This window comes from Kitasatospora sp. NPDC043950 (genome assembly GCF_056435345.1).
Genome location: NZ_JBWKER010000024.1, coordinates 39,365 through 64,458, shown reverse-complemented (window position 1 = coordinate 64,458; position 25,094 = coordinate 39,365). Strand labels below are relative to the sequence as shown.

General features: G+C 74.5%; 24 protein-coding genes. 11 read left to right on the top strand and 13 right to left on the bottom strand.

Going from position 1 to position 25,094, the window contains the following annotated elements; genetic code table 11:
- Window positions 1-105: 105 nt before the first annotated feature.
- The 3 genes from AC07BF_RS17920 to AC07BF_RS17910 all read right to left on the bottom strand — a co-directional run bounded on the left by AC07BF_RS17920 (window position 106) and on the right by AC07BF_RS17910 (window position 4,909).
- Complete coding sequence (locus AC07BF_RS17920; RefSeq protein ID WP_363585275.1) at window positions 106-1,689, bottom strand: purple acid phosphatase family protein; 1,584 nt, start codon at window positions 1,687-1,689, stop codon at window positions 106-108.
- A 508-nt stretch (window positions 1,690-2,197) separates the two neighbouring features.
- Entirely contained in the window at window positions 2,198-3,862 is a 1,665-nt protein-coding gene (locus tag AC07BF_RS17915; RefSeq protein WP_363585273.1) for a peptide-N4-asparagine amidase, read from the bottom strand.
- 144 nt (window positions 3,863-4,006) lie between these two features.
- The gene (locus tag AC07BF_RS17910; RefSeq protein WP_363585271.1) at window positions 4,007-4,909 is read right to left on the bottom strand and encodes a LysR family transcriptional regulator; all 903 of its coding nucleotides are present in this window, start codon (window positions 4,907-4,909) and stop codon (window positions 4,007-4,009) included.
- A gap of 136 nt (window positions 4,910-5,045) precedes the next feature.
- Between AC07BF_RS17910 and AC07BF_RS17905 the strand changes: the two genes are divergently transcribed.
- The gene (locus AC07BF_RS17905; RefSeq protein WP_363585269.1) at window positions 5,046-6,029 is read left to right on the top strand and encodes a pseudouridine-5'-phosphate glycosidase; all 984 of its coding nucleotides are present in this window, start codon (window positions 5,046-5,048) and stop codon (window positions 6,027-6,029) included.
- A gap of 3 nt (window positions 6,030-6,032) precedes the next feature.
- On the top strand, window positions 6,033-6,911 hold the full coding sequence (locus AC07BF_RS17900; protein ID WP_363585267.1) for a carbohydrate kinase family protein: 879 nt from the start codon (window positions 6,033-6,035) through the stop codon (window positions 6,909-6,911).
- 134 nt (window positions 6,912-7,045) lie between these two features.
- Here AC07BF_RS17900 and polX read toward each other — a convergent pair whose 3' ends face one another.
- On the bottom strand, window positions 7,046-8,815 hold the full coding sequence (gene polX / locus AC07BF_RS17895; RefSeq protein WP_363585265.1) for a DNA polymerase/3'-5' exonuclease PolX: 1,770 nt from the start codon (window positions 8,813-8,815) through the stop codon (window positions 7,046-7,048).
- A 317-nt stretch (window positions 8,816-9,132) separates the two neighbouring features.
- Between polX and AC07BF_RS17890 the strand changes: the two genes are divergently transcribed.
- The 3 genes from AC07BF_RS17890 to AC07BF_RS17880 all read left to right on the top strand — a co-directional run bounded on the left by AC07BF_RS17890 (window position 9,133) and on the right by AC07BF_RS17880 (window position 12,053).
- On the top strand, window positions 9,133-9,837 hold the full coding sequence (locus AC07BF_RS17890; protein WP_363585263.1) for a histidine kinase: 705 nt from the start codon (window positions 9,133-9,135) through the stop codon (window positions 9,835-9,837).
- Between the two features lie 114 nt (window positions 9,838-9,951).
- Window positions 9,952-10,641 (top strand): ArsR/SmtB family transcription factor, encoded by a 690-nt coding sequence (locus AC07BF_RS17885; protein WP_478333584.1) that lies wholly within the window; start codon window positions 9,952-9,954, stop codon window positions 10,639-10,641.
- Window positions 10,638-12,053, top strand: coding sequence for an MFS transporter (locus tag AC07BF_RS17880; protein ID WP_478317620.1), 1,416 nt, complete (start codon window positions 10,638-10,640; stop codon window positions 12,051-12,053). Before AC07BF_RS17885 ends, AC07BF_RS17880 begins: the two co-directional genes overlap by 4 nt.
- A gap of 77 nt (window positions 12,054-12,130) precedes the next feature.
- Here AC07BF_RS17880 and AC07BF_RS17875 read toward each other — a convergent pair whose 3' ends face one another.
- A complete protein-coding gene (locus tag AC07BF_RS17875) occupies window positions 12,131-13,360 on the bottom strand; it encodes a GNAT family N-acetyltransferase (protein WP_478317619.1) in 1,230 nt (409 codons plus the stop codon).
- Window positions 13,361-13,470: 110 nt separating this feature from the next.
- Window positions 13,471-14,409, bottom strand: a complete 939-nt coding sequence (locus AC07BF_RS17870) for a DMT family transporter (protein ID WP_478333583.1) — start codon at window positions 14,407-14,409, stop codon at window positions 13,471-13,473.
- Between the two features lie 303 nt (window positions 14,410-14,712).
- On the opposite strand from AC07BF_RS17870, the gene AC07BF_RS17865 reads away from it, so the two are divergent.
- The gene (locus tag AC07BF_RS17865) at window positions 14,713-14,976 is read left to right on the top strand and encodes a dsRBD fold-containing protein (RefSeq protein WP_063350242.1); all 264 of its coding nucleotides are present in this window, start codon (window positions 14,713-14,715) and stop codon (window positions 14,974-14,976) included.
- Between the two features lie 58 nt (window positions 14,977-15,034).
- Here AC07BF_RS17865 and AC07BF_RS17860 read toward each other — a convergent pair whose 3' ends face one another.
- The 3 genes from AC07BF_RS17860 to AC07BF_RS17850 all read right to left on the bottom strand — a co-directional run bounded on the left by AC07BF_RS17860 (window position 15,035) and on the right by AC07BF_RS17850 (window position 17,296).
- Window positions 15,035-15,562, bottom strand: a complete 528-nt coding sequence (locus tag AC07BF_RS17860; RefSeq protein WP_363631883.1) for a hypothetical protein — start codon at window positions 15,560-15,562, stop codon at window positions 15,035-15,037.
- 343 nt (window positions 15,563-15,905) lie between these two features.
- Window positions 15,906-16,253: a hypothetical protein gene (locus AC07BF_RS17855; protein ID WP_363585249.1), complete on the bottom strand. Its 348-nt coding sequence runs from the start codon at window positions 16,251-16,253 to the stop codon at window positions 15,906-15,908.
- A gap of 119 nt (window positions 16,254-16,372) precedes the next feature.
- Complete coding sequence (locus AC07BF_RS17850; RefSeq protein ID WP_478333582.1) at window positions 16,373-17,296, bottom strand: AEC family transporter; 924 nt, start codon at window positions 17,294-17,296, stop codon at window positions 16,373-16,375.
- A gap of 108 nt (window positions 17,297-17,404) precedes the next feature.
- On the opposite strand from AC07BF_RS17850, the gene AC07BF_RS17845 reads away from it, so the two are divergent.
- Window positions 17,405-17,884 (top strand): HD domain-containing protein, encoded by a 480-nt coding sequence (locus tag AC07BF_RS17845; protein WP_363620903.1) that lies wholly within the window; start codon window positions 17,405-17,407, stop codon window positions 17,882-17,884.
- 281 nt (window positions 17,885-18,165) lie between these two features.
- Here the strand turns inward: AC07BF_RS17845 and AC07BF_RS17840 are convergent, their stop codons facing one another.
- Complete coding sequence (locus AC07BF_RS17840; protein WP_478317618.1) at window positions 18,166-18,561, bottom strand: aggregation-promoting factor C-terminal-like domain-containing protein; 396 nt, start codon at window positions 18,559-18,561, stop codon at window positions 18,166-18,168.
- Window positions 18,562-19,051: 490 nt separating this feature from the next.
- A complete protein-coding gene (locus AC07BF_RS17835; protein WP_478333581.1) occupies window positions 19,052-20,653 on the bottom strand; it encodes a carboxyl transferase domain-containing protein in 1,602 nt (533 codons plus the stop codon).
- A gap of 290 nt (window positions 20,654-20,943) precedes the next feature.
- Here AC07BF_RS17835 and AC07BF_RS17830 point away from each other — a divergent pair, with 290 nt between their 5' ends.
- The gene (locus AC07BF_RS17830; RefSeq protein WP_400333744.1) at window positions 20,944-21,336 is read left to right on the top strand and encodes a ribonuclease; all 393 of its coding nucleotides are present in this window, start codon (window positions 20,944-20,946) and stop codon (window positions 21,334-21,336) included.
- Window positions 21,337-21,473: 137 nt separating this feature from the next.
- On the opposite strand, the gene AC07BF_RS17825 is transcribed toward AC07BF_RS17830, so the two are convergent.
- A complete protein-coding gene (locus AC07BF_RS17825) occupies window positions 21,474-22,292 on the bottom strand; it encodes an MOSC domain-containing protein (RefSeq protein WP_478333580.1) in 819 nt (272 codons plus the stop codon).
- Window positions 22,293-22,416: 124 nt separating this feature from the next.
- Here AC07BF_RS17825 and AC07BF_RS17820 point away from each other — a divergent pair, with 124 nt between their 5' ends.
- The 3 genes from AC07BF_RS17820 to AC07BF_RS17810 all read left to right on the top strand — a co-directional run bounded on the left by AC07BF_RS17820 (window position 22,417) and on the right by AC07BF_RS17810 (window position 24,080).
- Window positions 22,417-23,088, top strand: coding sequence for a TetR/AcrR family transcriptional regulator (locus AC07BF_RS17820; RefSeq protein ID WP_363585239.1), 672 nt, complete (start codon window positions 22,417-22,419; stop codon window positions 23,086-23,088).
- Window positions 23,089-23,194: 106 nt separating this feature from the next.
- Complete coding sequence (locus tag AC07BF_RS17815) at window positions 23,195-23,377, top strand: hypothetical protein (RefSeq protein ID WP_363631875.1); 183 nt, start codon at window positions 23,195-23,197, stop codon at window positions 23,375-23,377.
- 145 nt (window positions 23,378-23,522) lie between these two features.
- A complete protein-coding gene (locus tag AC07BF_RS17810; RefSeq protein WP_350879087.1) occupies window positions 23,523-24,080 on the top strand; it encodes a universal stress protein in 558 nt (185 codons plus the stop codon).
- Between the two features lie 27 nt (window positions 24,081-24,107).
- Here the strand turns inward: AC07BF_RS17810 and AC07BF_RS17805 are convergent, their stop codons facing one another.
- A complete protein-coding gene (locus AC07BF_RS17805; protein WP_363631871.1) occupies window positions 24,108-24,830 on the bottom strand; it encodes an alpha/beta hydrolase in 723 nt (240 codons plus the stop codon).
- Window positions 24,831-25,094 lie beyond the last annotated feature (264 nt).

The following is a 25,094-nucleotide window of genomic DNA, read 5'->3' as shown; positions in this document are numbered from 1 at the left end:
ACAGGAGAAGAAGGAGCGGCGCAGGTATGGTAGTGCGCCCCCCCCCCCCCCCCTCCCCCCCCCCCCCCCCCCCCCCCCCCCCCCCCCCCCCCCGGGCGCCCGGGGTCAGCGTCCCCGGCCGCCGCCGCGGGCGCCGCGCGGGCGGGTGAGGGTGAAGCGGTCGACGGGGACGAGGTCTCCGTACGGGCCGCTGACGGAGTAGTACGTGACGTCGATGGTGGTCCGGCCGCCGCGCTCGCCCGGGTCGACCTCGAAGGCGGCGAAGCCGTACGGGTTTTCGGCGTCCCGGAAGGCGGACCAGGGGGCGTCCTCGATCACGTACTGCGGGGGCCGCTTGCCGGTGGCCGGGTCGACGGCTCCGACGCCGGTGATGACGCGGGCCTTGGCGGGCTCGAAGAAGAGGTGGTTGGAGGGGGCGGAGGTGCCGCCACCGCCGATCACCAGGTGGACGGTGCCCCGGGTGGTGTCGATGGTGGCGGTGTCGGTGGCGACCGGGACGGGGGTGCGGGTGTCGGTCTGCTGCTGGCCGCGGATCGGGTGCGAGCGCTCGTAGTGGTGCTCGTGGCCGCAGACCACCAGGTCGACGCCGTACTTGTCGAACAGCGGCACCCAGGTCTCGCGGATGCCGAGGTCGGCGCCGTTGAACTTGTCGGCGGTGGAGATGACGACCTGGTGCATGCAGACCACGATCCAGTCGATCTCGGGGTTCGCGTTGGCGGCGGCCAACTCCCGCTCCAGCCAGCGCTGCTGGGCGCCTCCGGAGTAGCCGTGGACGTAGGAGTCGCCGGCGTCCTGGTAGGCGACGTCGTCGTTGTTGAGGCTGATGACGCGGACCGCGCCGGCGGTGAACGCGTACCAGAGGCCGTGCAGTTCGTCGTCGGAGCCGGACGGGGGGAGGTCGAAGTAGGCCTGGTAGGCGCCGTAGCCGGTCGGGCCGTTGCCGCGCTCGTTCTCGTGGTTGCCGGCGGCGGGCATCCAGGGGCGGTGGCGGGCGGAGCGGGTGTTGTTCTCGAACCAGTCGGACCAGGTGCGGACCCGGTCGGTGGCGAGGTTGGCGTAGCAGAGGTCCCCGTTGACGAGGTGGAACAGCGGGGCGATCCGCTCGACTCCGGCGGTGGTGTCGCCGGCGGCGGGGCTGCCCAGGTTGTCGTTGGCGTAGCCGTTCGCGGTCTTCTTGCCGAGGGTGGGGGTGCCCTGGTCGCCGAAGCTGGTGAAGGTGAAGGCGGCCCGGCCGCGCGGGGCGGTGCGGACGGTGCCGAGCTCCGGGGTGGCACCGTCGTGGACGGCGGCGTACACGTAGTCCGTGTCGGGGTGCAGGCCGCTCAGCCGGGCGTGGTGGATCTGGACCTCGGTGCCGGACTTGGCGTCCCGGTAGGTGTTGGTGTCGGCCTGCACGCTGCGGCCCAAGCCGCCGTGCGAAGTGCCGTACCGGACACGGGGGTTGCCGACCGAGGCGGTGGTGTGCCAGGAGACCACGACCTCGCGCGAGGCGTCCGAGCCGAACTGGAGGTGCAGCCCGGCGACGCGCGGGGCGCCGGAGCGGTCCGGCCGCTCCAGCAGCAGCGGAGAGGCGGCGGCGGGCGTGGCCGCGATGCCGGAGAGGGAGACGGCGCCGCCGAGACCGAGACCGGTGGCACCGGCCAGGATCCCGCGCCGGCTGACGGGGAGATGTCCACTGGAAGCGTTCATGGCCGCCAGCCTCACCGCGCGTTGGTGAACCGCGCCGGGGCCGTGACGTGAACTTCCCGCCGGGCCGCATCGGCGGCGGACGGGGAGCGCCGGGTCGGCATCGCCGTCCACGCCTGGGGGACGGGCTACCCGGTGCCGCAGTGATGGGTGCCGCAGTGACGGGCGCCGCGGCGATGGGCCCCGCGGTCACAGGCGCCGCAGTGACGGGCCCTGCCGCGACGGACGCGTCCACGGAGCCGAGGGGGCGCTCCGTGGACGCGGGGAACCTACGAGGCGGGGGTGGCCTCCGGACATCGTGTCCTCCGGCCTGGCAGTTCGATCGTCGACCGAGGTAGTGCCAGTGGCAGACCCTGATCCGTCTCGATCTGTCACCACTGCCTCCTGCGGTCGAACTCCTTCAGCTGCCTCGCAGGTCCACCTCCCATCATGCGCTTCCCACGCCGTGTGCACCAGGGGTCAACCGCCCGAAATCGGATGGATTTCGCAAGTCGGGAGATTCGGGGCGGTGTTACGGCTTCGGCCAGCCGTCGACGAAGGCGAGCGTGCGGTGGTACGGCCCGTCGGGCCCGGTGCTGCGGTAGTCCTCGGTGCTGGTGCCGGTGCGGACGGTGGAGTCGCCGTCGTGGCGGCGGGCGGTGGGGCGCAGGGTGTGGTCGACGGTCGAACGCTCGGTGACGTGGCCGCCGGTGGCCGCGGTGGCCTCGCGGTGGTAGCCGAGGTCCATGGCGGTCCGCTGGTCGGTGTTGCCGGCGGCGTCGTGGGTGACGCGGTAGGTGACGTCCAGCGGTTCGCCCTCGCGCACGGTGGTGGTGCGGTGCGGGCCGCCGCCCCAGGTGGCGGTGGTGCGGGTGAGGTCGGTGCGGTTGTGCAGGGTCACGTCGTTGCCGCTGTCGCGCAGCTGCTGGGCGGAGCGGAAGGCGAGGTCGTCGCGGACCTCGGTGGTGATCCGGCCGTGCGAGGTCTGGACCCAGCCGCGGGCGAGGTCGTGCCGGCCTGCGGTGACGGTCCAGTCGCCGCTGCCGCCGCCGTGGTCGGTGAGCCGGGTGTCGACGGCGGCCTCGGGGGCGACCCGGTGGTCGGTGAGCTGCCCGGTGGTGCGGGCGGTGCCGTGGTCGACGTCGGCGAAGAGGTTGACCTGGCCGGTCCAGGTGTCGTTGTTCTGCGCCTCGGTGGCGTTCACCGCGATGCCGACGGTGTGCGGGCGGCCGTCGAGCAGCAGTCCGACGTAGGGGGTGAGGTCGAGCCGGTAGGCGGGCAGGTCGAAGGCGAAGACGCCGGGGACGGGCCGCCAGAGCAGCGGATCCCACCCGCCGGTGTAGATGACGGGGTAGGGCCAGACCGCGCCGGCCGTCCGCCCGTCGACGGTGAGCCGCAGTTCGCGGAACGGGCCCTTGCCGCAGGAGCCGAGGCCGGGGTTGGCGCTGACGAAGGCGTCGGGCGCGGAGGCGTAGGCGAACTCCTCGCAGGCGCCGCCGCCCCGGGTGTAGACCTCGGCGGTGAGGCGTTCGAGGTTCTGCGGGAAGGTGAGCTCGCGGGTGGCGGCGGGGGCGGCCTGGGTGAGCGCGAACGGCCCGGTGGTGAGCAGGCGGTCGGCGGCGCGGGCGGCGGGCCAGCGGTCGTTCGCGGTGTAGAAGGTGACACTGGCGCTGATGGTGAAGACGCCGGTGTAGGTGGCGTCGGTGACGTTGGCGAGGTCGAGGGAGAACGGCTGCGGGCCGGCGGCGAACAGCGGGGCGTAGCGGGTGAGATCGCGTTCGAGCTTCCATTCGATGCCGTCCTTGGACGGCTCGGGGGTGGAGGAGAGCAGCACCTGGACGCCGCCGACGCGGGCGCTGAAGATGCGGTCGAACTGCCGCCCGGCGACCTGCCCGTGGAGGTCCAGGACCACCGCCGACCAGGGCCCGGCGCAGTCGGCGGGCGGGGTGAGGGTGGTGGTGTACGGGGTGTCGGGCGGGTTGCCGTACCCGTTGCGGAACTGTTGGTCGTGCATCACCTCGACGGTGCAGGAGCGGGTGTCGGGGCGGGTGAGCGGCCGGGTGGCGGTGACCGGGTCGTGGTAGTCGGTGCCGAAGTCGGCGTGGGCGGGGGCGGCGGCGGTGAGGGTGCCGGCGAGGGTCAGGGCGGCGGCGCCGAGGAGGCGGGCGGCGCGGCGAAGCAGCGGGCGGACGGCCAAGGCTGGTCCCCAGGGTTCGGGCGGCCGGCGGGCGCTGCCGCAGGCCGGGTGGGCGGTCCGGGCATCCTTTCGGCGGTGGCATGCCAGCGTCAAGGATTCGCCGGGGGCGCTTCGGGTGCCCGGCGTCGCGGGCCCGGCAAAGCCCTAGTCGACCTCCAGGGCCGCCGCCTCCTGGCGGATCAGGTCCCGCAGGGTGGCCAGCCGGGGCCGGCGGTCGTCCAGCCGCCACTGCATCTCCAGCGGCAGGGTGGCCCGGCCGTCCAGCCGGACGGTGGCCACGTCCTCGGTGAGGTGGCCGGTCATCGAGCCGGGCACCAGCGAGAACGCGCGGTTGCGGGCGAGCAGGTAGAGCCGGGAGCCGACGATCCGCGGCGGGCTGACCAGGACCGGCGGGTCGACGCCGTGGTCCGCGCACAGGCCGAGCACGTGGTCGTAGTAGCGCGGGTGCTGCTCGCGCGGCCACAGCAGCAGCGGCAGGTCGCGCAGTTCGCCGAGACGCACGCTCGTCCGGCCGGCCAGCGGGTGGTCCCGGCCGAGGGCGACCCGCACCGGCTCGTCGGCGATCCGCTCCAGCCGGTAGCCGGCCACCTCGTCGAGGAAGCGGCCGAGGCCGATGTCGGCGAGTTCGGCGGCCAGCGCGGTGGAGACCTGGCCGGTGTCGACGGCGACCTCGGCGGTGGTGAGCGCGGGCAGTTCCTGTTCGGCGCGGCTGACCACGGCGGGCAGCAGCCGGTTCACCACACTGGGGGAGGCGACGATCCGGGCCGTCCCCAGCCGGGACTCCTCGTGCAGCCGCACCCGGGCCAGCAGCGTCTCGGCCTGCCCGAGCAGCCGGGCGCTCTCGGCGGCCATCACCTCGCCGGCCTCGGTCATCGCCACCGAGCGGCGGCTGCGGTCGAACAGCTCGACACCGACGGTCCGCTCCAGCCGGGCGACTTCCTGGCTGACCGTCGGCTGGGAGATGTGCAGCCGTTCGGCGGCCCGTCCGAAGTGCAGCGTTTCGGCGACGGTGAGGAAGACCTCAAGCTGACGCAAGGTGAAGCCCATGGTTCAAGCCTAAGCCAACCCATAGGTCTGAGCCTATGGAAAGCCCCAGGACTCATTCTGGATTCCGATGCGAACCGTCCATACGCTGAGCGACACGTTGCCCCACCGCAGTGGCATCTCACAGAGAGATCCGACCATGACCGGACTGCCCCCCAGCACCCCCGAAGCCGCCGGCTCCGCGCCGGCCACCCGTTCCGCGCGGGCCATCCGCGTCTCCGAGGAGGTCGCGCAGGCCGTGGCCGACGGCCGGCCCGTGGTCGCGCTGGAATCGACCATCTTCACCCACGGCCTGCCGCGCCCCCGCAACCTGGCCGTCGCGCTGGAGGCCGAGCGACAGCTGCGCGAGGCGGGCGTCGTCCCGGCGACCATCGGCGTGCACGCGGGCGTGCCCACGGTCGGTCTGAGCACCGAGCAGATCACCGAACTGTCCGCGACGGACGGCCTGGACAAGGTGAGCCTGCGCGACCTGCCGGTGGTCGCCGCGCTCGGCCGCCACGGCGGCACCACCGTCGCGGCCACCGCCTTCCTCGCCCACCGGGCGGGCATCCGGGTGTTCTCCACCGGCGGCCTCGGCGGCGTCCACTTCGGCGCCTCCGAGAGCTTCGACGAGTCGGCCGACATGACCACCCTGGCCGCCACGCCGGTCACCGTGATCAGCGCGGGCGTGAAGTCGATCCTCGACATCCGGGCCACCCTGGAGCGCTTCGAGACCTTCAACATCCCGGTCATCGGCTACCGCACCCGCAAGTACCCCGGCTTCTACGTCACCGACTCCGGCCACGAGATCAACTTCAGCGTCGAGTCGCCCGAGGAGGCCGCGCGGCTCATCGAGGCCCGCGACCGCCTCGCCCTGCCGCAGGCCGTCCTGATCGCCAACCCGGTGGACCCCGCCAAGCAGCTGCCGCCGGAGGAACTCGACGGCATCCTGGCCCGCGCCTGGGCCGAGGCCGAGCGCCAGGGCGTCACCGGCAACGCCTCCACGCCGTTCCTGCTCGACCACATCCAGCGCGACACCCAGGGCCGCAGCCTGGAGGTCAACGTCGAGGTCTACCGGGGCAACGTCCGGCTCGGCGGCCAGATCGCGACCGCGCTGGCGGCCGCCGCCCGCAGCGGGGCCTGACCCGTGCTGGGGGTGCTCGGCGACCTCGTCGAGGACATCGTCGTCTGGGTCGACGGCCCGCTGCGGCACGGCACCGACTCCAGCGCCCAGGTCTTCCGGCGGCGCGGCGGCAGCGCGGCGAACGTCGCGAGCTTCGCCGCCGGTCAGTACCCGGCCCGGTTCATCGGCTGCGTCGGCGCCGACCCGGTCGGGGACGGCGTCGTCGCCGAGCTGACCGGGCACGGCGTGGACGTACGGGTCGCCCGGCGCGGCCAGACCGGCAGCATCGTGGTCCTGATCGACCAGACCGGCGAACGGACCATGCTGCCCGACCGCGGCGCGGCCAAGCTGCTGGACCGGGTGCCGGACGAGTGGCTGGCCGGCCTGACCCACCTGCACGTGCCCGCCTACTCCTTCGACGGCGATCCGGTCGGCCGCTCCGCGGTGGACGCGTTGGCGCGGGTCCGACGGGCGGGTGGCACCACCTCGGTGGACGCCTCCTCGACCGGCATGCTGGAGCAGTACGGGCGGGAGCGCTTCCTCGCCCTGCTGGCCGAGTTGGCGCCGACCTTCGTGTTCGCCAACCGGTCCGAGGCGGAGTACCTGGGCCTGCTGGTGGGCGGGCTGCCGGGGCCGGAGCGGGCCCGGCTGGCGGCCACCACCGTGGTCACCAAGGCGGGCGCCGAGGCGACCACCGTCGACGTGCCCGGGGACGCGCCGTTCACGGTGCCCGTGCCGCCGGTGAGCGAGGTGCGCGACCTCACCGGCGCCGGGGACGCCTTCGCGGCGGGATTCCTGGCCGGCTTCCTGGAGGCCGGCGACCTGCACCTGGCCGCCGGCCTCGGGCACCGCAGCGCGGCCCGGGTGCTGGCCACGCCGGGGGCCTCGTTCGCGGAGCGGTGACCTCGGGGAGGCGTCGGGGTGGGCTCGGGACCGCGTCGGGGCGGCGGCGGGGTGGGCTCGGGGCGGTGTCGAGCTGACCATAGGGTGGGCGGCCCTGTGCCCGGGGGCCGCCCACCGGGTGCCCGGCGGCCCGCTCAGCGCAGCGCGTCCTTGCGGAGGAAACGCTTCAGCCGCTGCCAGGGCCAGGTGTTGATCACGTCCTCGGCGGTGAGCCAGCCGCGCTGCGCCGTACCGATGCCGAAGCGCGGGTAGGCGAGCTGCCCGGTGGCGTGGGCGTCGCTGTCGATCGCGAAGCGGACGCCGTGCCGCTTCGCCCGCAGGATGTCCTCGTCACGCAGGTCGAGCCGCTGCGGGGAACTGTTGATCTCGATCGCGGTGCCGGTGCGCGCGGCGGCCGCGAACACCGCGTCCAGGTCGACGTCGATCGGGCCGCGGCGGCCGATCCTCCGGGTGGTGAGGTGGCCGATGACGTGCACGTGCGGATTCTCGCAGGCGCGGATCAGCCGGCGGGTCTGGGCGGCCCGGTCGGCGGTGAAGTGCGAGTGCACGGAGGCCACGCAGACGTCGAAGCCGGCCAGGAACCCGGGCGGCCAGTCCACCCCGCCGTCCGGGCCGATGTTCAGCTCGGTGCCGTGCAGGAGGCGCAGCTTCTGGTGGCGGTCGGCGAGTCGGCGCAGCCGCTCGCGCTGGGCGAGCATCTTCTCGTCCGTCATCCGCTGCATCACCAGGTCCGGTGCGTGGTCGGTGACGGCGTAGTAGGAGTAGCCGCGGGCGGCCGCGGTGTCGATCATCTCCTCCAGGGTGGCCAGGCCGTCGGTCAGGTCGGTGTGCGTGTGCAGGTCGCCGCGAAGGTCCGACTCCTGGACCAGATCCGGGAGTTCACCGCGCAGGGCGGTCTCGATCTCGCCCCGGTCCTCGCGCAGCGGCGGCGCGATCCACGGCAGGCCGAGTGCCGCGTACACCTCGTCCTCGGTCGCGGACGCCACCTTGGCGCCGTCCGCGCCCTCGCCGTCCGTTTCCTCGCCGTCCGCTCCCTCGGCGGCGGTCCGGAACAGGCCGTACTCCGAGAGCTTCAGCCCGGCCCGGACGGCCATCGTGCGCAGCCTGATGTTGTGCGCCTTCGATCCGGTGAAGTAGACGAGTGCCGCGCCCCAGTCCTCCTCCGGGACGACCCGCAGGTCCACCTGCACGCCCCCGGTGGTGCGCACCGAGGTCTTGGTCGGACCGCTCGCGATCACCTCGGCCACGTACGGGAGTCCGGTGAGCGCGGCCATCAGCGGGGCGGAGTCGGCGGCCGTCGCCAGCACGTCGACGTCGCCGACCGTCTCGCGCATCCGGCGCAGCGACCCCGCGCACGCGCAGCGGGTGCAGCCGGGCACGGCGGACAGCGCGGCGACGAGCTGCTCGGCCAGTTCGGTGGCCGCGTCGAGCAGCGTGCGGCCGCCGGAGCGCCGCAGCAACTCGATGCCGTGCAGGATCTTCTCGCCGCTGCGCTCGCCGAAGCCCGCCACGCCGGACAGCCGGTCGGAGCGGACCGCCTCGGCCAGGTCGTCGACGGAGGCGATGCCCAGGTCGCGGTAGAGGGCGAGGGCGCGCTTGGGGCCGACGCCGGGCACGGCCGTCATCTCCCGGACCCCGGACGGGACTTCGACGCGAAGGGCCTCCAGGGCGGTGATCCGCCCGGTGGTGAGGTACTCGGCGACCTTCTCGGCGGTGGACTTCCCGACGCCGGGGATCTGCTGCAGGCCCTTGGCGTCCAGGCCGGCGACGTCCTCGGAGTGGCCGCCCACCGCGCGGGCGGCCTTCTCGTAGGCCCGCGCCCGGAAGGCGTCCCCGCCGGTGATGTTGATCAGGTCGGCGTACTCCTGGAGCAGCTCCCGCACCTGGTCGTTGAGCCGGGGCATGGGGCCAGTCTAGGGGGGTCTCCGGGCTCCGGCCCGGGCGGCGGACCTCCGGGCGGGCGAAGGGAGTTCGTGAGGCCCGGCCCGGGGTCGGCGGCGCCGCGTCGCGGGCCCGCGGCGGGCCGGAGCCCGGGCCTGCCCCGCCGGTCGGCGGGTGTGGCACCGGCCGACCGGCGGGGGTGGTGCCCGGTTCGCGTCCCGGAGCCGGATTGTCACCCGAACGAGTGAGGTGCAGGCTGACAGCAGGGCCTGGGAAGCGGCCCGCGCCGGTCGGCCGCGGTACTGATGACGGCCGCCGGCGATGCGTGAGGGGCAGGGCGATGGCAAGCGGGAAGCTCTGGGGCTATGTCGCATCGGGGGCCAGGGCACTCGGCGCCCTCGGCGGGCCGGGTGGCCCCGGCCGTACGGGCGGGCCCGGCGGCGTGGTGGCGGGCGAGGAACCGGGACCGTTCCGACCGGGCGAGATGGCCGGGCCCCGGGAGCTGTCCCGGCCGGAACTGGAGCGCGTCGAGTGGACCGGCCGGCAGGCCGGCTGCGAGCCGCAGGCACGGCACGTCCAGGTGGCCGAGGTGGTCCGCAAGGTGGTGCGCGGCGGCGGCCGGGCGGCGGCGGTGACGACCCGGCTGGCGCCGGGGCTGCCGGTGGTGGCCGCGGACGCCCGGCGGCTGGAGGCCGCGCTCGCCGGCCTGGTCGACCACGCGATCCGGCGCAACCCGCCCGGCGGGCGGGTGTTGGTCCGCGCCGAGGTGGCGGGCGGGCCGGGCCCGGCCGCGACGGCCCTGCGGGCGGCCGGGTTGAGCGGGGCGGCGCGACCGCGCGGGCGGGTGGAGATCCGGGTGGCCGACCGGGGGTCGTCCGAGCTGCCCGGGGCGCGGGAGTGGCTGCTCGCGGGCGCCCGCGCCGACGGGCCGGTCGGGCCCGCCGTGCACAGCCTGGTGCTGGCGGCGGGCGGGCGGCTGGCGGTGGAGGCCACGCCGGGCGGCGGGCTGACGGTGGTGCTGCTGCTGGTGGTCGCGCACGACTGACGGAAGGCCGGCGGACGGTCGGCGTGCGGCCCTTCGCGACCCTCTTGCTCACCGCAAAGACATCTTCGCAAAAAACCCTTTGCAAAGATGTCTTTGCGGTTCTACGCTCCTGCCATGACCGATGAACGCGGCTGGATGCACAGCGATGACCCCCACATCGTCCTCACGGCCAAGGGCATGCGGGCGATGGCCCACCCCGTGCGCATGCAGCTGGTCGGGCTGCTGCGCAAGCACGGCCCCTCCACGGCGACCAGGCTCGCCGAGCAGCTGGGGCTCAACTCCGGGGCGACCAGCTACCACCTCCGCCAGCTCGCTGCCGCGGGCTTCGTCGAGGAGGATCCCGAGCGCGGAAACGCCCGTGAGCGGTGGTGGCGTTCGGCCCACAAGTTCACCGTCTGGACGGGTGACGACATGGCCGACGAGGAGCCCGACACGGCCGTCGGCTTCCTCCGGTCCGTCCTCACCGCCCACGCCCTGACCGCACAGCGGTCGGTCGACGCCTTCGAGACGATGCCGCGGGAGTGGCGCAAGGCGGTCGGCCTCAGCGACGTGCTGTTGCAGCTCACCCCCGAGGAGGCCGGGCAACTGGCCGCTGACCTGTCCGCGGTGGTGCGGCGCTACCGCGCGCTGGACGCGGAGGGGCCGGCCCCGGAGGGCACCGAGCGGGTCTCCGTGGTCGTGCACGTGCTGCCCGACGCGAGCGTCGGCACCGGCGCTGGTACCGACAGTGATACCGACAGCGACACCGGCGCTGGTGCCGACAGTGACACCGACACCGACACCGGTGAGGCGGGGTCCCGATGACCACCGTCGCCGACGCGCCCGCGCGTAGCCTCCGGCCGCTGGTCGGGGTGCTCTCCGCGATGGCCGTCTCCATCACCGGGACGCGTGTCTCGGCCATCGCCCTGCCCTGGTTCGTCCTGGCCACCACCGGCAGCGCCACCATGACGGGCCTGGTCGCCTTCGCCGAGATGGCGCCGTACGTGCTGGTCAAGGCGCTGACCGGGCCGCTGGTCGATCGGCTCGGGCCGCGGGTGGTGTCCTGGACGACGGACTTGGTGAGCGCCGTCGCGGCCGGGCTGGTCCCGCTGCTGCACGCCTTGGGGCTGCTGCCGTTCGGGGTGCTGCTGGCGATGGTCGCGGTGATCGGCGCGATGCGCGGCCCGGGAGATCTGGCCAAGTCGGTCATGGTCCCGGAGGCCGCCGACCGCGCCCGGGTGCCGATGGAGCGCGCCACCGGTCTCTCCGGCGTCACCGAACGGCTGGCTTCCACGGTCGGCCCGGCGGTCGGTGGCGGGCTGGTCGCGCTGATGGGCCCGCTGGCCGGGCTGGCGCTCAACGCCGCGACCTTCGCCCTGGGGTCCCTCGTCATCGCCTTCGCCCTGCCGCGCGGGATGGGGCGCGCGGCGGCCCTGGCACCCGCCGGCGAGCAGGCCGCCGGGGCCGAGTCCGAGGCCAAGTCCGGGGCCGAACCGGTGGGTTACTGGCGGATGTTCCGCGAGGGCTTCACCTTCCTGCGCTCCGATCCGCTGCTGCTCACCGTGACGGTGCTGGTCGGCATCACCAACCTGCTCGACGCCGGGTTCATCACGGTCCTCCTCCCGGTCTGGGCGCGGGAGTCGGGGAACGGCCCGGCCGCCATCGGCCTGACCGGCACCGCCGGGGGGATCACGGCGGTCGTCGGCAGCCTGATCGCGGCGGCCGTCGCTCACCGGCTGCCCCGCCGGACGGTGTTCTTCGCCGGCTTCCTGCTCGTCGGGGCCCCGCGCTTCCTGGTGCTCGCGTGCGGCGCGCCGCTGTGGGTGGTGCTCACGGTCTTCGCGGTCGGTGGCTTCGGCGGCGGTTTCCTCAACCCGATCCTCGGCGCGGTGCTCTTCGAGCGGGTGCCCCGCCACCTGCTCGGCCGCGTCCACGCCCTCGGCGACTCCCTCGCCTGGGCCGGTATCCCGCTCGGCGGCCTGCTGGCCGGCGCAGCGGTCGGCCTCGTCGGGCTGATACCCACCCTGGTCGCGGGCGGCGCCCTCTACTTCGCCTCCACCAACCTGGCCGGGTTGCGGCCGGAGTGGCGTGAGATGGACCGCCGGCGCGGCCGGACGGGCACCGCCGACGAGGCGAAGCCCGAGCCGGGGACAGGGCCCGAGCCCGAGCCGGGGACAGAGCCTGAGCCGGCGACGGAGCCCGAGCTCGCGCCCGCGTCGGTCCCGGCGCGCCCGTAGGCCTGTCGCACAGGGGCGGCGAGGCGAGCGTGCGGCCGGAACCAGCCGGTCAGAACCAGTCGGGCAGAACCAGCTGGTCAGAACCAGTGCAGGCAGTGCGGGGCGCGCTCGGCGCTGAAGAGGGCGTCGGCGAGGGCGACCGCGCCCGGGCGGTGGGCCCGGATGTGCCCGGCGCGCACCAGCGTGCTCGGGGTGGTGCCGCCGAGGTAGACCGAGCCCAGGTCGCTCACGTCCAGGGACAGGTCGGGCTCCCGGTCCGTCGGGACGCACTCGGCCTTCCCGTCCCGGACGGTCAGCAGGTAGCGGCCGTGCTCGCCGAGGAACGGGTCGTCGACGTCGAGGACGAGCTCGCCGTCCACGAACCAGCCGCGCGAGGTCAGCGCCCGCGGGACGTCCAGCAGCCGCACCCAGAGCCAGTCGGTGCTGCTGCTCCCCTCGCCGGCGTTGAAGTCCGCAAGCTGCCAGCGCAGCGGGTGGTCGGACGGAACGTGCTTGAACACGACCTGGGAGACCAGGTCGTGTTCGAGCGCGAACCGGGCCAGGGCCGTGGCGACGGCGTCGTCGGTGGCGATGGTCTCGTCGACCGTCAAGGTGCCGTCGCCGAGCGAGTAGCAGGCGTAGCCGTCCGGGACACCGTCGGCATCCCGGTGGACGGCGACGTAGCGCGACGCCGCGGAGACCGGGGGCCGGCCCGCGCCCAAGGCCCACCAGCGGTGCGGCCGGGACAGTGCGCCGGGCTGTGCGCGGCGGTACCGGTCGTAGACCGCTTCCAGGATCTCGCCGCACTCGGCCCGCCGCAGCAGCTCGATCGAGCCGGTGCCCGGGCCGGGCGCCGCAGTGTCGGCCGTTCCGCGCGCCCGGGGGAGGGCGAAGGCGGCCTGATGGCGCGGCACCGTCAGCCGCTGCGTGTAGGTCGCCGGTCCGTAGCCGAACCTGCGGTAGATCACGGCCTCGGAGGCCAGCAGTACGGAGAGGAACTCCCCGCGGGCCCGAAACTCGGCGAGCTGGCGCTGCATCATCGCGGTGAGCACGCCCTGGCGCCGGTGCGAGGGCAGGACGCCGACGCCGGTCACCCCGCTGGTGGGGACGAGGGCCTCACCGGGCAGGGTGAGCTCGAAGGTGTACGCGCCGGCGGTGCCGACGGGCCGCCCGTCCGCCGTCACGGCGAGCAGGTTGCGGTCCATCTCGGTCGCCGACCACCAGAGCCCGCCGCCGTCGGCCGGGGTTTCCGGGAAGAGCCCGAACGCGGCATGGAGCGTGTCGACGTAGACGTCGAGGTCCTGATCGGTTGTCGGACGGATCTCCATCGCTGCCGCTTCCTCCCCTGGATGACGACGGCACCACGGCCCGTGTGCCTCGCCACAGTGCAGCGTTGACCCGTGGCCCGGTCAAGCGAATTACGCTCCGGCACCGGTGGTCAGGCCGGACCGTTTCCCGGCCGGCCTCCGGGGTCTTCCTCGGGCCGCTCGTCCTCCGGTGGCGCCCCGACGCTCTCCGGGGCTTCGCGGACGCTGCCCGGCATCGCCGGGTGGCGGCCGATCACGATCACCCCGACCACGATGGCCAGCAGCCCGGCGGACTGCCAGGCCAGCGCACCCGGCGTGACCCGCAGCCGGTCGCCGAGGAAGCCGACCGCGCAGGCGATCCCGGACAGCGGCTGGGCGGCGGTCAGCGCCGGCAGGGACATCCGCAGCGGCGCGGCCTCGAAGGCGCTCTGCACCAGCAGCAGCCCGACCACGCCCGCCGCCACCACCGCGTACGGCTGCCAGCTGCGAAGCACCGCGTCCAGCCCGCTGTGGTCGAGGCGCTGGGTGGTGGTGCGGGTCAGCGCGTCCTGGAGGCCGTAGAGCAGACCGGCGGCGAGGGCCAGCAGGGTGGCCTCCTCGAACAGCGGCAGCCGCCGGGCCAACGAGACCAGTAGCAGGGTCAGCCCGACCACCGTGCCGACCACCAGCCAGTGCCGCAGTTCCCCGCCGGGCGCACCGCCGCCGGTGGGCCGGCCGGCCACGATGAACGCCGTCACCCCGAGGCCGAGCAGCAGCACCCCGGCCCAGCCCGAGCGGCCGAGGGTCTGGCGGGTCAGCACCCGGGAGAGCGCCATGGCGAACAGCAGGTTGGTCGCGAGCAGCGGCTCGACGAGCGAGACCTCGCCCTGGTTGAGGGCGAGCGCGGACAGGATCAGTCCGCACACCATGAACCCGGTGCCGAGCAGCCACTCGGGCATCCGCATCAGGTCCAGGAGCAGCCGCCAGTGCAGCAGGTCGGCACGGGGCGCCCGCTGCGCCGCGTGCTGCTGGAGAACGAAGCCGAGGCCCAGGCAGCAGGCGGCGCCGAGGGCGAGGAGGAAGACCGCCACGGAGGGACCACCCGGTAGTCACTGCCCGCGCCGCGCCGGCGGGTCCGGGTTCGGTCGGCGGTCGCGGCGCGTTTCCGTCAGCGTACCGCCGGGGCGGCGACGCGGCCCGGCCGGCGGCGGAGAGCAGCCGGGGCCGGGAGACCCGGGGCGGGGGAGTTGGTTCCCGGGCGGGTCCGCAGCCCCGGGCCGGGCCCGCTTGCCGCTACGGGCCGGACGGGCGCACGCTGGTGTGAGCGGCCGCCACGGCTCACCGTCCGTGCCGGTCCGGACAGGCGCGAGGGGGCCGCTGCCAGGAGGTGTGGCATGCACAACCAGTGGGACGTGGAGCTGAGCTTCGAGGAAGACGGAGTGCACACGGCGTGCGAGGCCAGGCTGACCGGTGCGCGGGCGCCGGGCTTGCGCGCCCACGGGGAGTCGATGAAGAGCACGGACGACCGCCCGCTCGCCAGGATCGGTGAGGAGGTCGCGGCCTCCCGAGCCCTGGAGGAGCTGTCCCGCAAGCTCAGGGCGCAGGCCACCGGGGAGATCGACGACGAAGGACACCGCCCGGGGTACCTGATCTACTGACCCCCGCCCCCGTCGGCCGTCCCGCGCTCGCACGGGACGGCCCGGGACCACGCGGACGTCAGGACCAGGGGTTGGCCGGCTGGTCGTTGATCGCCGTCCAGAACCGGGTGCCCGCCGGGAGGGTGCCGGCCGCCCAGAGCGACCAGCCCTGCCCGTCGTGGAACTCGGCCATTCGCCAGCCGGCGCCGAAGGAGTCCTCGCAGAGCCCGTCGGCGTCGTCCCGGTTGCTCAGGTCGGACCCGGCCGTCGGGGCCGTCGCGGCGACCTCCCCGCCCGCCCAGCTGTGGAAGCCGGCGGTGGGGATCCCGGTGGGGGCCGGGCGGCCGTCCTGGTGGAGGCAGAGCACCGGCAGTTCGGTGTCGGCGGCGGTGTCCCCGAGGTAGGGGTTGCTGGCGCCGTCGGTGCCGACGTGCACCACACCGGCGCGCTGTTCCAGGGCGGTCCAGGTCAGCCCCGGGTGTTCGCCCGCCGAGGCGGCGACGGCCGGCCCGTCACGGTCCACGGCGGACGCGCTGCCCGGGGTGACGGCCAGCGCGGTGAGCGCGAGCACCGCCGCGGGGGCGAGGCGTCGGACGAACGCGGGCATGGCTGCTCCGTGAGGTGTGAGTGGGCCGACGTGGCGGTGTCAGTCTGCCAGCGCCAAGTCGATTGCGGTACAAGGGATTTGGCGACGTTCGGGCCAATCCGTCGCCGGCGGCGGGAGGCCCGGTAGGACGGCGACCGCCGCTCCGGGCGGGGTGCGGGGTGCGGGGTGCGGCCTCGGCGACCCGGGGGCGTGGTGGGTGCGGCTGTGTTCGGCGAAGGGCCGGGGCTGATCCAACTGGTGGACGCCTCCCGGGCCGGCCGGGTGGTGACCCCGGCCGGCCCGGGGAGGCGTTGGGATCGAACTCGGCGGGCACCACCGGTCTGGGGGAGTGACCGGCGGGGCGTCAGAACCAGGTCTCGCCGTAGTGCGGCCCGGGGTGGTCCTCGCGCAGCAGGCAGATGTTGGGGTCGCGCGGCGGCTCCGGCCCCTCGTACGGGCCGACGGCCGGGCAGCGCGGCCCGACCTCGACCAGGTACTCGGGCCAGGACGCCCAGTGCAGGTCGAAGCCGACGCCCTGGACCAGCGCGGAATGGGTGCCGCCGTGCCCGCCGGCGAGGTCGCAGCGCAGGCGCGGATCGATCAGGAAGGCACCGCGCGGAACGGTGTTGTAGTGGTCCACGTCCGTCTGCGGCAGCGTGACGACGGACGGACAGTGGTGGAACTCTGCGGAACGAAGGTCCGGTTGGCTCATGGGCGCCAGCATTCCACCGGGAGTCCGACGAGGGCCCCGGTTCCCCGCTTTTGTACGGCTCGCGGGGGACAACTGTCGTGCCGTGTACGGGTGGTCGTCACCTCTCCGGAAGGCCTCGGCTACGCGGCGAGGGACCAGCTGATCACCGACAGGGTCGCCATCGACGCCAGGGTCGACCAGAGCACCGAGTCCCGGGCGAGCCCGGTGCCCTGGCCGTACTCGCGGGCGTAGACGTAGACGTTCTGCGCGGTGGGCAGGGCGGAGAAGAGCACCACGGTGAGGAGTTGGTGCGCGGGGAGGTGGAGCAGCGGGCCGGCCACCGCGAAGGCGACCAGCGGCTGTATCAGGGTCTTGACCGCGACGGTCAGCCCGACCTCGGCGTGGCGCGAACGGCCGGTGGCCGGCGGGCGGTTGTGCAGCGACATGCCGAGGGCGACCAGGGCGGTCGGCACGGCGGCGCCGCCGAGCAGTTCGCAGGAGCGGTTCAGCTCGGCGGGCAGGTGAAGCCCGCAGGCGGAGGCGGCGGCGCCGAGCGCGGTGGCCAACAGGATGGGGTTGCGCAGTGGCAGGGTGAGCAGGGCCCGGCGGCCGGCCGCGCCGCCGTCGAGGACGGCCAGCACCGCGGGCGTGACCACCAGGATCTGGAACAGCACCACCGGTGCGACGAAGGAGGCGTCACCGAGGAGCTGCATCGCCACCGGGATGCCGAGGTTGGCCGAGTTGACGTACCCGCAGGCCATCGCGCCGATCGCCAACTCGCCGGTCTTGCGCCGGAACAGCAGGCGCCCGGCGAGCAGCCCGAGGCCGATCGAGACGACGGTGCCGGCGGTGAAGGCGAGCATCGAGGGGTTGGCGAAGTGGTCCAGCGGGGTGCGGACGATCATCAGGAACAGTGAGGCCGGCATCGCCACGTGGAAGACGAACCGGTTGAGCACCGGCTCCGCGTGCGGCCCGAGCAGCCCGGTCCGGCCGACCAGGTAGCCGACCCCGGTCAGCGCCCAGATCGGGGCGAATCCGGACAGCAGGGGGTGCAGGGATGGCATGGTTCCTCGGATCGCTCGGACGGTCTGCCGGGTGGGCCGGGGGTCTCCCGCCCCGGGGCAGTAAACCAGTGAGCGTGAACGGGGAGACCACGGGCCTACGATGAGCCGATGGAGCCCGAGAACGCGCCGATGGAACCCGAGTACCTGAGCCTGGCCGAGGTGGAGGCGATCGCCCGGCGCGCGCACGAGGGGCAGGTCGACAAGAACGGCCACCCGTACGGCGAGCACATCGCGGCGGTCGCACACGGGACGGCCGCGCGCGGTGGCAGCGACGCCCAGATCGCGGCGGGCTGGCTGCACGACACCGTCGAGGACGACCGGTTGAGCCGGGAGTGGCTGGCGGGGGCCGCGTTGTCCGAGGCCACCAAGACGATCGTGGACGCGCTCACCCGCCGCCCCGACGAGCCGGTCGAGGCGTACACCGCGCGGGTCCTGGCCACGCCGGGCGCGTTGCTGGTCAAGCGTGCCGACCTCGCCCACAACTCGGACCCGGCCCGGCTGGCCGCGCTGGACGCCGCGACCGCCGAGCGCTTGGCCGCCAAGTACGCGCGGATGCGGGAACTGCTCGGGCTCACCGGCGAGCTCTGAGCGACGGGGCGCGGCCCGGGCGTCCGGACGAGCCGGGAGCGGGTCGGGCGAGGCGGGGGCGAACCGGGAGCGGGCCGGGTGAGCCGGGAGCGGGCCGGGCGAACGGCGGGAGGCACCGCGCGACCCGCGAGAGGTGCGTGGGAACCACGAGAGGGCCCGGGCCACGCGGATCGCGCGGGCCCGGGCCCTCTGGGGTCACCCCGGTGATCCCTGTCCGACCCCCGGGGTGAGGGGGGAGTGGTCAGGATGCGGGTGGAGTCCGGTGAGCCGAGGTGGTCGGCTTAGTACCAGTGGTTGGCCTGCCAGAAGGTCCAGGCGGCGTTCGGGCTGCCGTAGCGGGAGTTCATGTAGTCCAGCGCCCACTTGATCTGGGTGGTCGCGTTGGTCTTCCAGTCGGAGCCGTGCGTCGCCATCTTGGAGCCCGGCAGCGCCTGGGCCAGGCCGTATGCGCCCGAGCTGGCGTTGGTCGCGGTCACGTTCCAGCTGGACTCGTGGGCGATGATCTGGCTGAAGGAGGCCAGCTGGTTCGCCGGGACGATCTGGGCGGCCACGGCCTGCGGGGACAGGGTGGCGGCGTTCGCGGTGGCGGGCAGCACACCCGCGCCCAGGGCGGTCAGACCGGCGGCGCCGGCGAGAATCGCGGCGGAAGTGCGCATACGGAGCTTGAAAGTGGGCATGAAGAACAGGACCTCAATCGGGTTGGGCCGGGTCACGCCCCGCCTTGGACCATGGCCGGACAGGGGCCGAAATGGTCGTGGGGCGTGACCTGGCAGTAAGTCGCTACCGGCGGGACAGGTGCCGGTGCGGCTGACGACTGAGCCATTGTTGGCATGCCGGATCGGGCGTCGCCAAGACCCCCTTGTTACGACCCCCGGTCGTACGGGGGGCGGCCGCCGTGGATTCGAAGGGTCGGTTGCGCGGAGCGCGCCGACCGGCGGTGACCTGCGCGAACGCCCCGTCGGCGGGGCGGGGCGCGGGTGCCCGAGGCTTGCCACTATCGCCCGTCGTGGACCGCATTCCGGTGTGAGCGCACTCACCGTTTGGGCCGCTGAGGCCGTCACCCGCCGGTCTGCCGCCGGCACGTTGGGTACAGACGATCTCGCCGCCGTTGAGACCGGCGCCACACCCGTGGGGGCCCGGGGGAGACCGTCGGGCCCCGGCGGGGGTTCAGCGGAGGTCGCCGAGCCGGCGGTGACGCAGGGCCCGCGCCGCGAGGCGGTCCGGCTCCGGCAGCGCCGCCAGCCCGCCGAGCGCGGCACCGACCGCCCGTCCCAGCCGCGCGCAGAACGCCTCCGGCTCGTCCGCCGCGTCCGGCCGCTCCTCGACCACCTCGTCCACCAGCCCGACCTCCGCCAGGTGGCCCGCGCCGATGCCCTGGGAGCGGGCCAGCTCGGCGGCGTGCCCGCCGTCCCGGTGGACGATCGCGGACGCGCCCTCCGGTGGCAGCGGCGCCAGCCAGGCGTGCCCGGCGGCGAGCACCCGGTCGGCCGGGAGCAGCGCCAGCGCGCTGCCGCCCGAGCCCTGGCCGAGCAGCACCGCCAGGACGGGCGTGCGCAGCGCCAGCAGGGTGGTCAGGCAGTGCGCGATCTCGACCGCGATCCCGTCCAGCTCGGCCTGCGCGGACAGTTCGGCCCCGGCCGTGTCGACGACCGTGACCAGCGGCAGCCCCAGTTGCTCCGCCACCCGCGCGGTGCGCCGGACGGCCCGCAGGTCGGCGGCGGTGAACGGGCGCTCGTGCTCCGGGGTCTGCCGCTGCTGGCCGACCACCAGGACCGGCCGACCCCCGAGGACGGCGAGGGCGCGGACCAGCGCGCCGTCCCGCCCGCCGGGGGCGTCCAGCAGCACCAGTTCCTCGGCGGTGTGGCGCAGCAGCTCGCGGGTGCCCGGGCGGTCGGGGCGACGGGTGCGGCGGACGGAGTCCCAGGCGTCGGGGTGTTCGGCGGCCCCGTCGGGGGTGGGGTCGGGAGCGAGGCCGGGGCCGGGACCGGGGGCGCCGGTGCCGCTGGTGTCCGTGCTGCCCGGGGCGGGCGCGGTGGTGGCGAGGACGGCGAGCGTGCGGCGGACCAGTTCGCGCAGGTCCTGCGGCGGCACGACGGCGTCCACCAGGCCGCGTCCGGCGAGCGTCTCCGCCCGCTGCACGTCCGGGGGCAGTTCCACGCCGCGCAGTTCCTCGTACACGCGCGGGCCGAGGAAGCCGAGCCGGGCGCCCGGCTCGGCGAACACCAGCTGGCCGAGCGTGCCCCAGGAGGCGAAGACCCCGCCCATGGTCGGGTTCCGTAGATAGGTGAGATAGGGGAGACCGGCCGCGCGGTGCGCCTGGACGGCGGCGGTGATCCGCAGCATGCACAGGAAGGCCGCCGACCCCTCCTGCATGCGCGTCCCGCCGGAGACGGGCAGGGCGAGCAGTGGCAGCCGCTCGGCGGTGGCGCGCTCGACGGCGCGGGTGATCCGCTCGGCGGTGGCCACGCCGATCGAGCCGCCGAGGAAGCCGAACTCGGAGGCGACCAGCGCCACCGGCCGCCCGCCGACCAGGCCGGCACCGGTGAGGACGGCCTCGTCGAGACCGGTGCGTGCGCGGGCCCGGTCGAGCGAGGCGCGGTAGCCGGGGTCGGCCTGGTCGGTGGGCGGGTCGGCCGGCGGCTCGTCCCAGCCCTGGAAGGCGCCAGGGTCGACCAGCAGTCCGATCAGCTGCCGCGCGGTCAGCGGCGCGCCCGTGGCTGTGGCCGGGTGCGGTCCCGTGCCCGCGCTCGTGTTCGTCCCCGTGTTCATGCCCACCCCGTCAGCGGTCGTTCCGGTCCGACATGATCCGTCACTCTATGCGGCGCGACTGGAGCGGGGAGCGAACGTGAGGAAGCTGTGAGGAGCCGACAGCGGTCGGGTTGCTAGTTCGACGGCGGTCGACCCATGGGGTGTCCGGGCGGTTCGTGGACGGCGCCGGCCGGGCTCGGGTCGGAGCTGGGATACGGCTCAAGTCGCTGGTCAGACAGGTGAGTTACCCGTCGGTTAATAGTTTGTCGCAGGGCTTCCGGAGTTGTCGGTGGCTGGTCACACTGGTGGACATGACCCGCACTCTACGCGCGTGGAAGACCCGCGCTGCCGCCGTCACCGCCGTCGCCCTGATGACCCTCGCGCCCGTCGCCGTCGCCACCGAGGCGCACGCCGACGTGAGCGGCACGGTGTGTCTGTCCGCCCTCCCGCCCGAGGCGACCGACACCCTCAACCTGATCGCCACCGACGGGCCGTTCCCGTACTCCCAGGACGGCGTCGTGTTCCAGAACAGGGAGCACGTCCTGCCCAGCCAGTCCAACGGCTACTACCACGAGTACACCGTCATCACGCCCGGTGCCCCGACCCGCGGCACCCGCCGGATCATCACCGGCCAGGCGACCCAGGAGGACTACTACACCGGTGACCACTACGTCACGTTCTCGCTGATCGACCAGGGCTGCTGACACGCGCCCCACGCCCCTCCCGGCCCCGGCGCACGTCTCCGCCGGGGCCGCCGGAACGACGGGCCCGCCGGATCGCCGGATCGCCGGATCGCCGAGGGGCGGCCCCCGCCCGCCCCGGCGGCCCGCCGCGACCGGCCTCAGAGCTCGGACGGCCCCCAGGCGTCCACCACCAGCTCGTCCCCGACCCGCAGCGTGCCGGGCCGCAGCACCGCGAACTTGCTGCCGAACGCGACCCCGCCGACCGCCGCCCGGCGGTAGCCGGCCAGCGTCCGCAGCGGCTCCGGACCGGCCTTCGCGCCCGTCGACTGGTCGACCAGCGTCACCGAGCAGCGGATCGCGAGCTTGGCATAGGCCAACTCGGCGCCGCCCACGGTGATCCGGCGGGCCAGGTCCTCGGTGTGCGGTTCGTCCCAGCCGTCCACCACCAGGTTCGGGCGGAACCGGTCCGCCGGCACGGGGAGTCCGCCGCTCAGCGCGTTGAAGCGCTCCAGCGACGCGCGGGACAGCAGGTGCACCGCGCAGCTGTCGGCGTAGCCGGACGTGCCCGGTACCAGCCCGTCGGTCACCCGGTCGTGCTCCGGCGGCACCCGGACCAGCCGGCTGCGGGCACCCAGCACCCCGGACAGCCAGCCGGCCACCTCCTCGCCCTGGTCGATCCCGAAGAACGGGGCGCCGAACAGCTGCACCGCCCGGCGCGGACCCTCGGTGTCCACGGCGACGGTCACCGGCTCCACACCCGGGGCGTCGAGGGTCAGCCGGCGGCCGTCCTCCCCGACCGTCGGGCGGACCGTGGCCAGCAGGCGGTCCCGGCGCTGGGAGCGGAACACCCCGTCCTCGTCCACCACCATGAACGCCCGGTCGTGGGCCAGCCCCGCCGGAGTCAGCTCCGCCCGCGCCACCTCGACCCCGGCGCACCCCTTCACCGGGTAGTACCGCAACTCCACCACTTCGGCCATGGCCGCCCCCTCGACTCACCGCGGCCCCTCGCGAGCCGCTCCGGACCCCTCGCGGAATCAACGCCTCCGTAGGGTAGTTGACCGCCGCCCGACCACCCGCCCCCGGGATTGCTAGGGTCGGGACATGGCACCGAGCAGCGCGAACCCCCCGGGAAGGCTCCGGCGCGACGCCCAGCGCAACCGCGACCTGCTGCTCGCCGCCGCCCGCGGCATGTTCTCCCGGCACGGCCTCGACGTCCCGCTGGACCAGATCGCCAAGGAGGCCGGCGTCGGCAACGCCACCCTCTACCGCCACTTCCCGACCCGCGAGGCGCTGATCGGCGAGGTGTTCGCCGACGCCGCCGTCGGCCTGGCCGGGGCCGGCGAGGAAGCCCTCGCCGCCGAGGACGCCTGGACCGCGCTCGAACACTACTTCGAGCGCATCTTCGAACTCGTCGCCGCCGACCGGGGCATCAACGACCTCGTCACCCAGGCCATCCCCACCATCCCCGGCATGATCGAGATCAGCCGCCGGAACGCCGCCACCGTCGGCGCCCTCATCGCCCGCGCCCAGGACCAGGGCACCATGCGGCGCGACGTGGTCACCATGGACCTGCTCTTCCTGCTCGGCCCGCTCTGCCGCGCCCTGCCCGCCACCACCGACCTGCGCCCCGACCTCTGGCGCCGCTACCTCGCCCTGCTCCTCGACGGCTTCCGCACCCAGGCCACCCACCCGCTGCCGGTCCCCCCGATCGGCGAGGAACACCTGGACCGGATGTTCGCCGACCTCTGGGAAGCCGAACCACCGGAGGGATAGGCAAGCCGTTTCACACCGGGAAACGGTCGGCCTTCACCAGAGTGCCGTGACGAGGATGGAGGAGGATGTCCGGACTGCCCGTTGCGCTGCCGAGAGGTCACTGACGATGGCTGCGTACGTGCTGATTCCCGGGGCCGCGTCCGGCCCGTGGTACCGGCACCTGCTGGAGGCCGAACTGCGCCGGCGGGGCCACGACGTGGTGGCGGTGATGCCCGGCGACCACTGCCCCATGCCCGGCCACCCCGCAGAGCTGGCCGACCACCTGGAGGCGTACCGGACCGCGTCGTAGCGACCCCGGGGCATCAGGGACACGTACGGAACACCCGCGCGCGCGTCAGAGGCGTGTCAACGGGCGCCGGAGGTGCGGTGCCGGCCCGCTTTGCTGGAGGACGACAGCACAGCACGGCGGTACGGACCGAGAGGCGGGGCGCACCATGGCGGACAGCGAGATATCCGGCGCGGACGAGGCAGCGGAGCGGGCCGACCGCGCGGGCCGGATCGTCGTCGGCGTCAGCGGCTCGCTCGGCAGCCTCGCCGCCCTCCACCACGCCGTCGCCGAAGCCCACCGCACCGACGCCGAGGTCCTCGCCCTCCTCTGCTGGACCTCACCCGGCGAAGAGATCGGCTACCGCCGCACACCCTGCCCGGCCGCCATCACCGCCGGCCGCGACGCCGCCGTCGCCCGGCTCCGGCAAGCCCTCGACGAGGCCTTCGCCGGCCGCTACGCCGGAGTCCGGCTGCGCTGCCAGGCCGTCCGCGGCGACACCGGACACACCCTGGTCCGTTTCGCCGACCACCCCGACGACCTGCTCGTCCTCGGCGCGGGCAGCAGCCGCGGCTGCCTCTCCCGGGCGCTGCGCCCCTCCGTCACCGCCTACTGCGTCCGGCACGCGAGCTGCCCCGTCCTGGCCGTCCCCCGGCCGCCGCTGCAGCGCGACCTGGAGGCCATGGAACGCGGCCACGGCCTGCGCTCCCTCGTCGCGGGGCGGTAGGCCGCGCCCTGCCTGTGGTGCCGCTACCTACGACAGCCCGGCGGCCTCGGCGAGGACGGCGGCGGTCCGGCGGCCGGCACGCAGCACCGCTTCGGCGGTGGTGGGGAGGCAGCGGTCCGCCTCGGCGTCGTACACGGTCATGATGACGCCCGCGTGGTCGGTGGCGGGTTCGAGAACCCGTACCGCGGACATCTGCTTTGTCAGAGCAGCGCTCAGTTGCCGGGTGTGCTCGATGTCCAGCACCCCGTCCTCCGTGCCGTGGACCAGCCAGAGCGGGACGGGAGAGGGCTGCTCGGCCAGCAGGTCGAGAGGGGCGTCCCCGGTGGTGATCGCCGGGCGGGCGTAGCTGGAGGAGATGCCGACGGCGGCGATGGGACGCCGCTCGGCGGGGGTGTCGGGGTGGGTGGCCACGGCTATGGCCTCCCGGCCGCCCAGCGACCAGCCGGCCAGGATCAGGCGGTCCGGGTCCCCGCCGTACGCGGCGGCGGTGCGGCGGGCGTGGGCGAGCGAGGCGAGCAGCTCGGCGCGGCCGCCGTCAGGCCGGTCGGAGCGCCAGTCCGGGACGAGCACCAGCAGGCCGAGCCCGGCGGCCTCCCGGGCGAGCGGCCGCAGCACGTCGCGCTCGTCGGGGCCCCGGCCGTGCCACAGCAGTACGACGGGCGCGGGCCCGGCGGTGCCGGCGGACGGGCGGTGCACGTCCATGAGCCGTCCGTCGGCGTACGGGGTGGCCTCGGGTTGAGCGCTCGTCATGCGGGGTTCGCCTCCGGTTCGGTGACTGATCACGGAGCTGGTACTGTACTTCTCGTCGCGAGGGAGATGATTCCTCGCCAGGCGTCAGTGGTGCTACCAGAGCACGTCCTACTTTCAGTAGGAAGAGTCCGTGCGATCCGGGCCTGGCGCTCCAATTGTCGGACGGAGTCCGGTGCCTTTCAAAGGGTGCCGGGCCTTGTTTGCTTTTGGGGTGCGGGTTGGTCGGGGTTCGGTGTGTGGGTGTGGGGCTGGTATTGTTCTGGG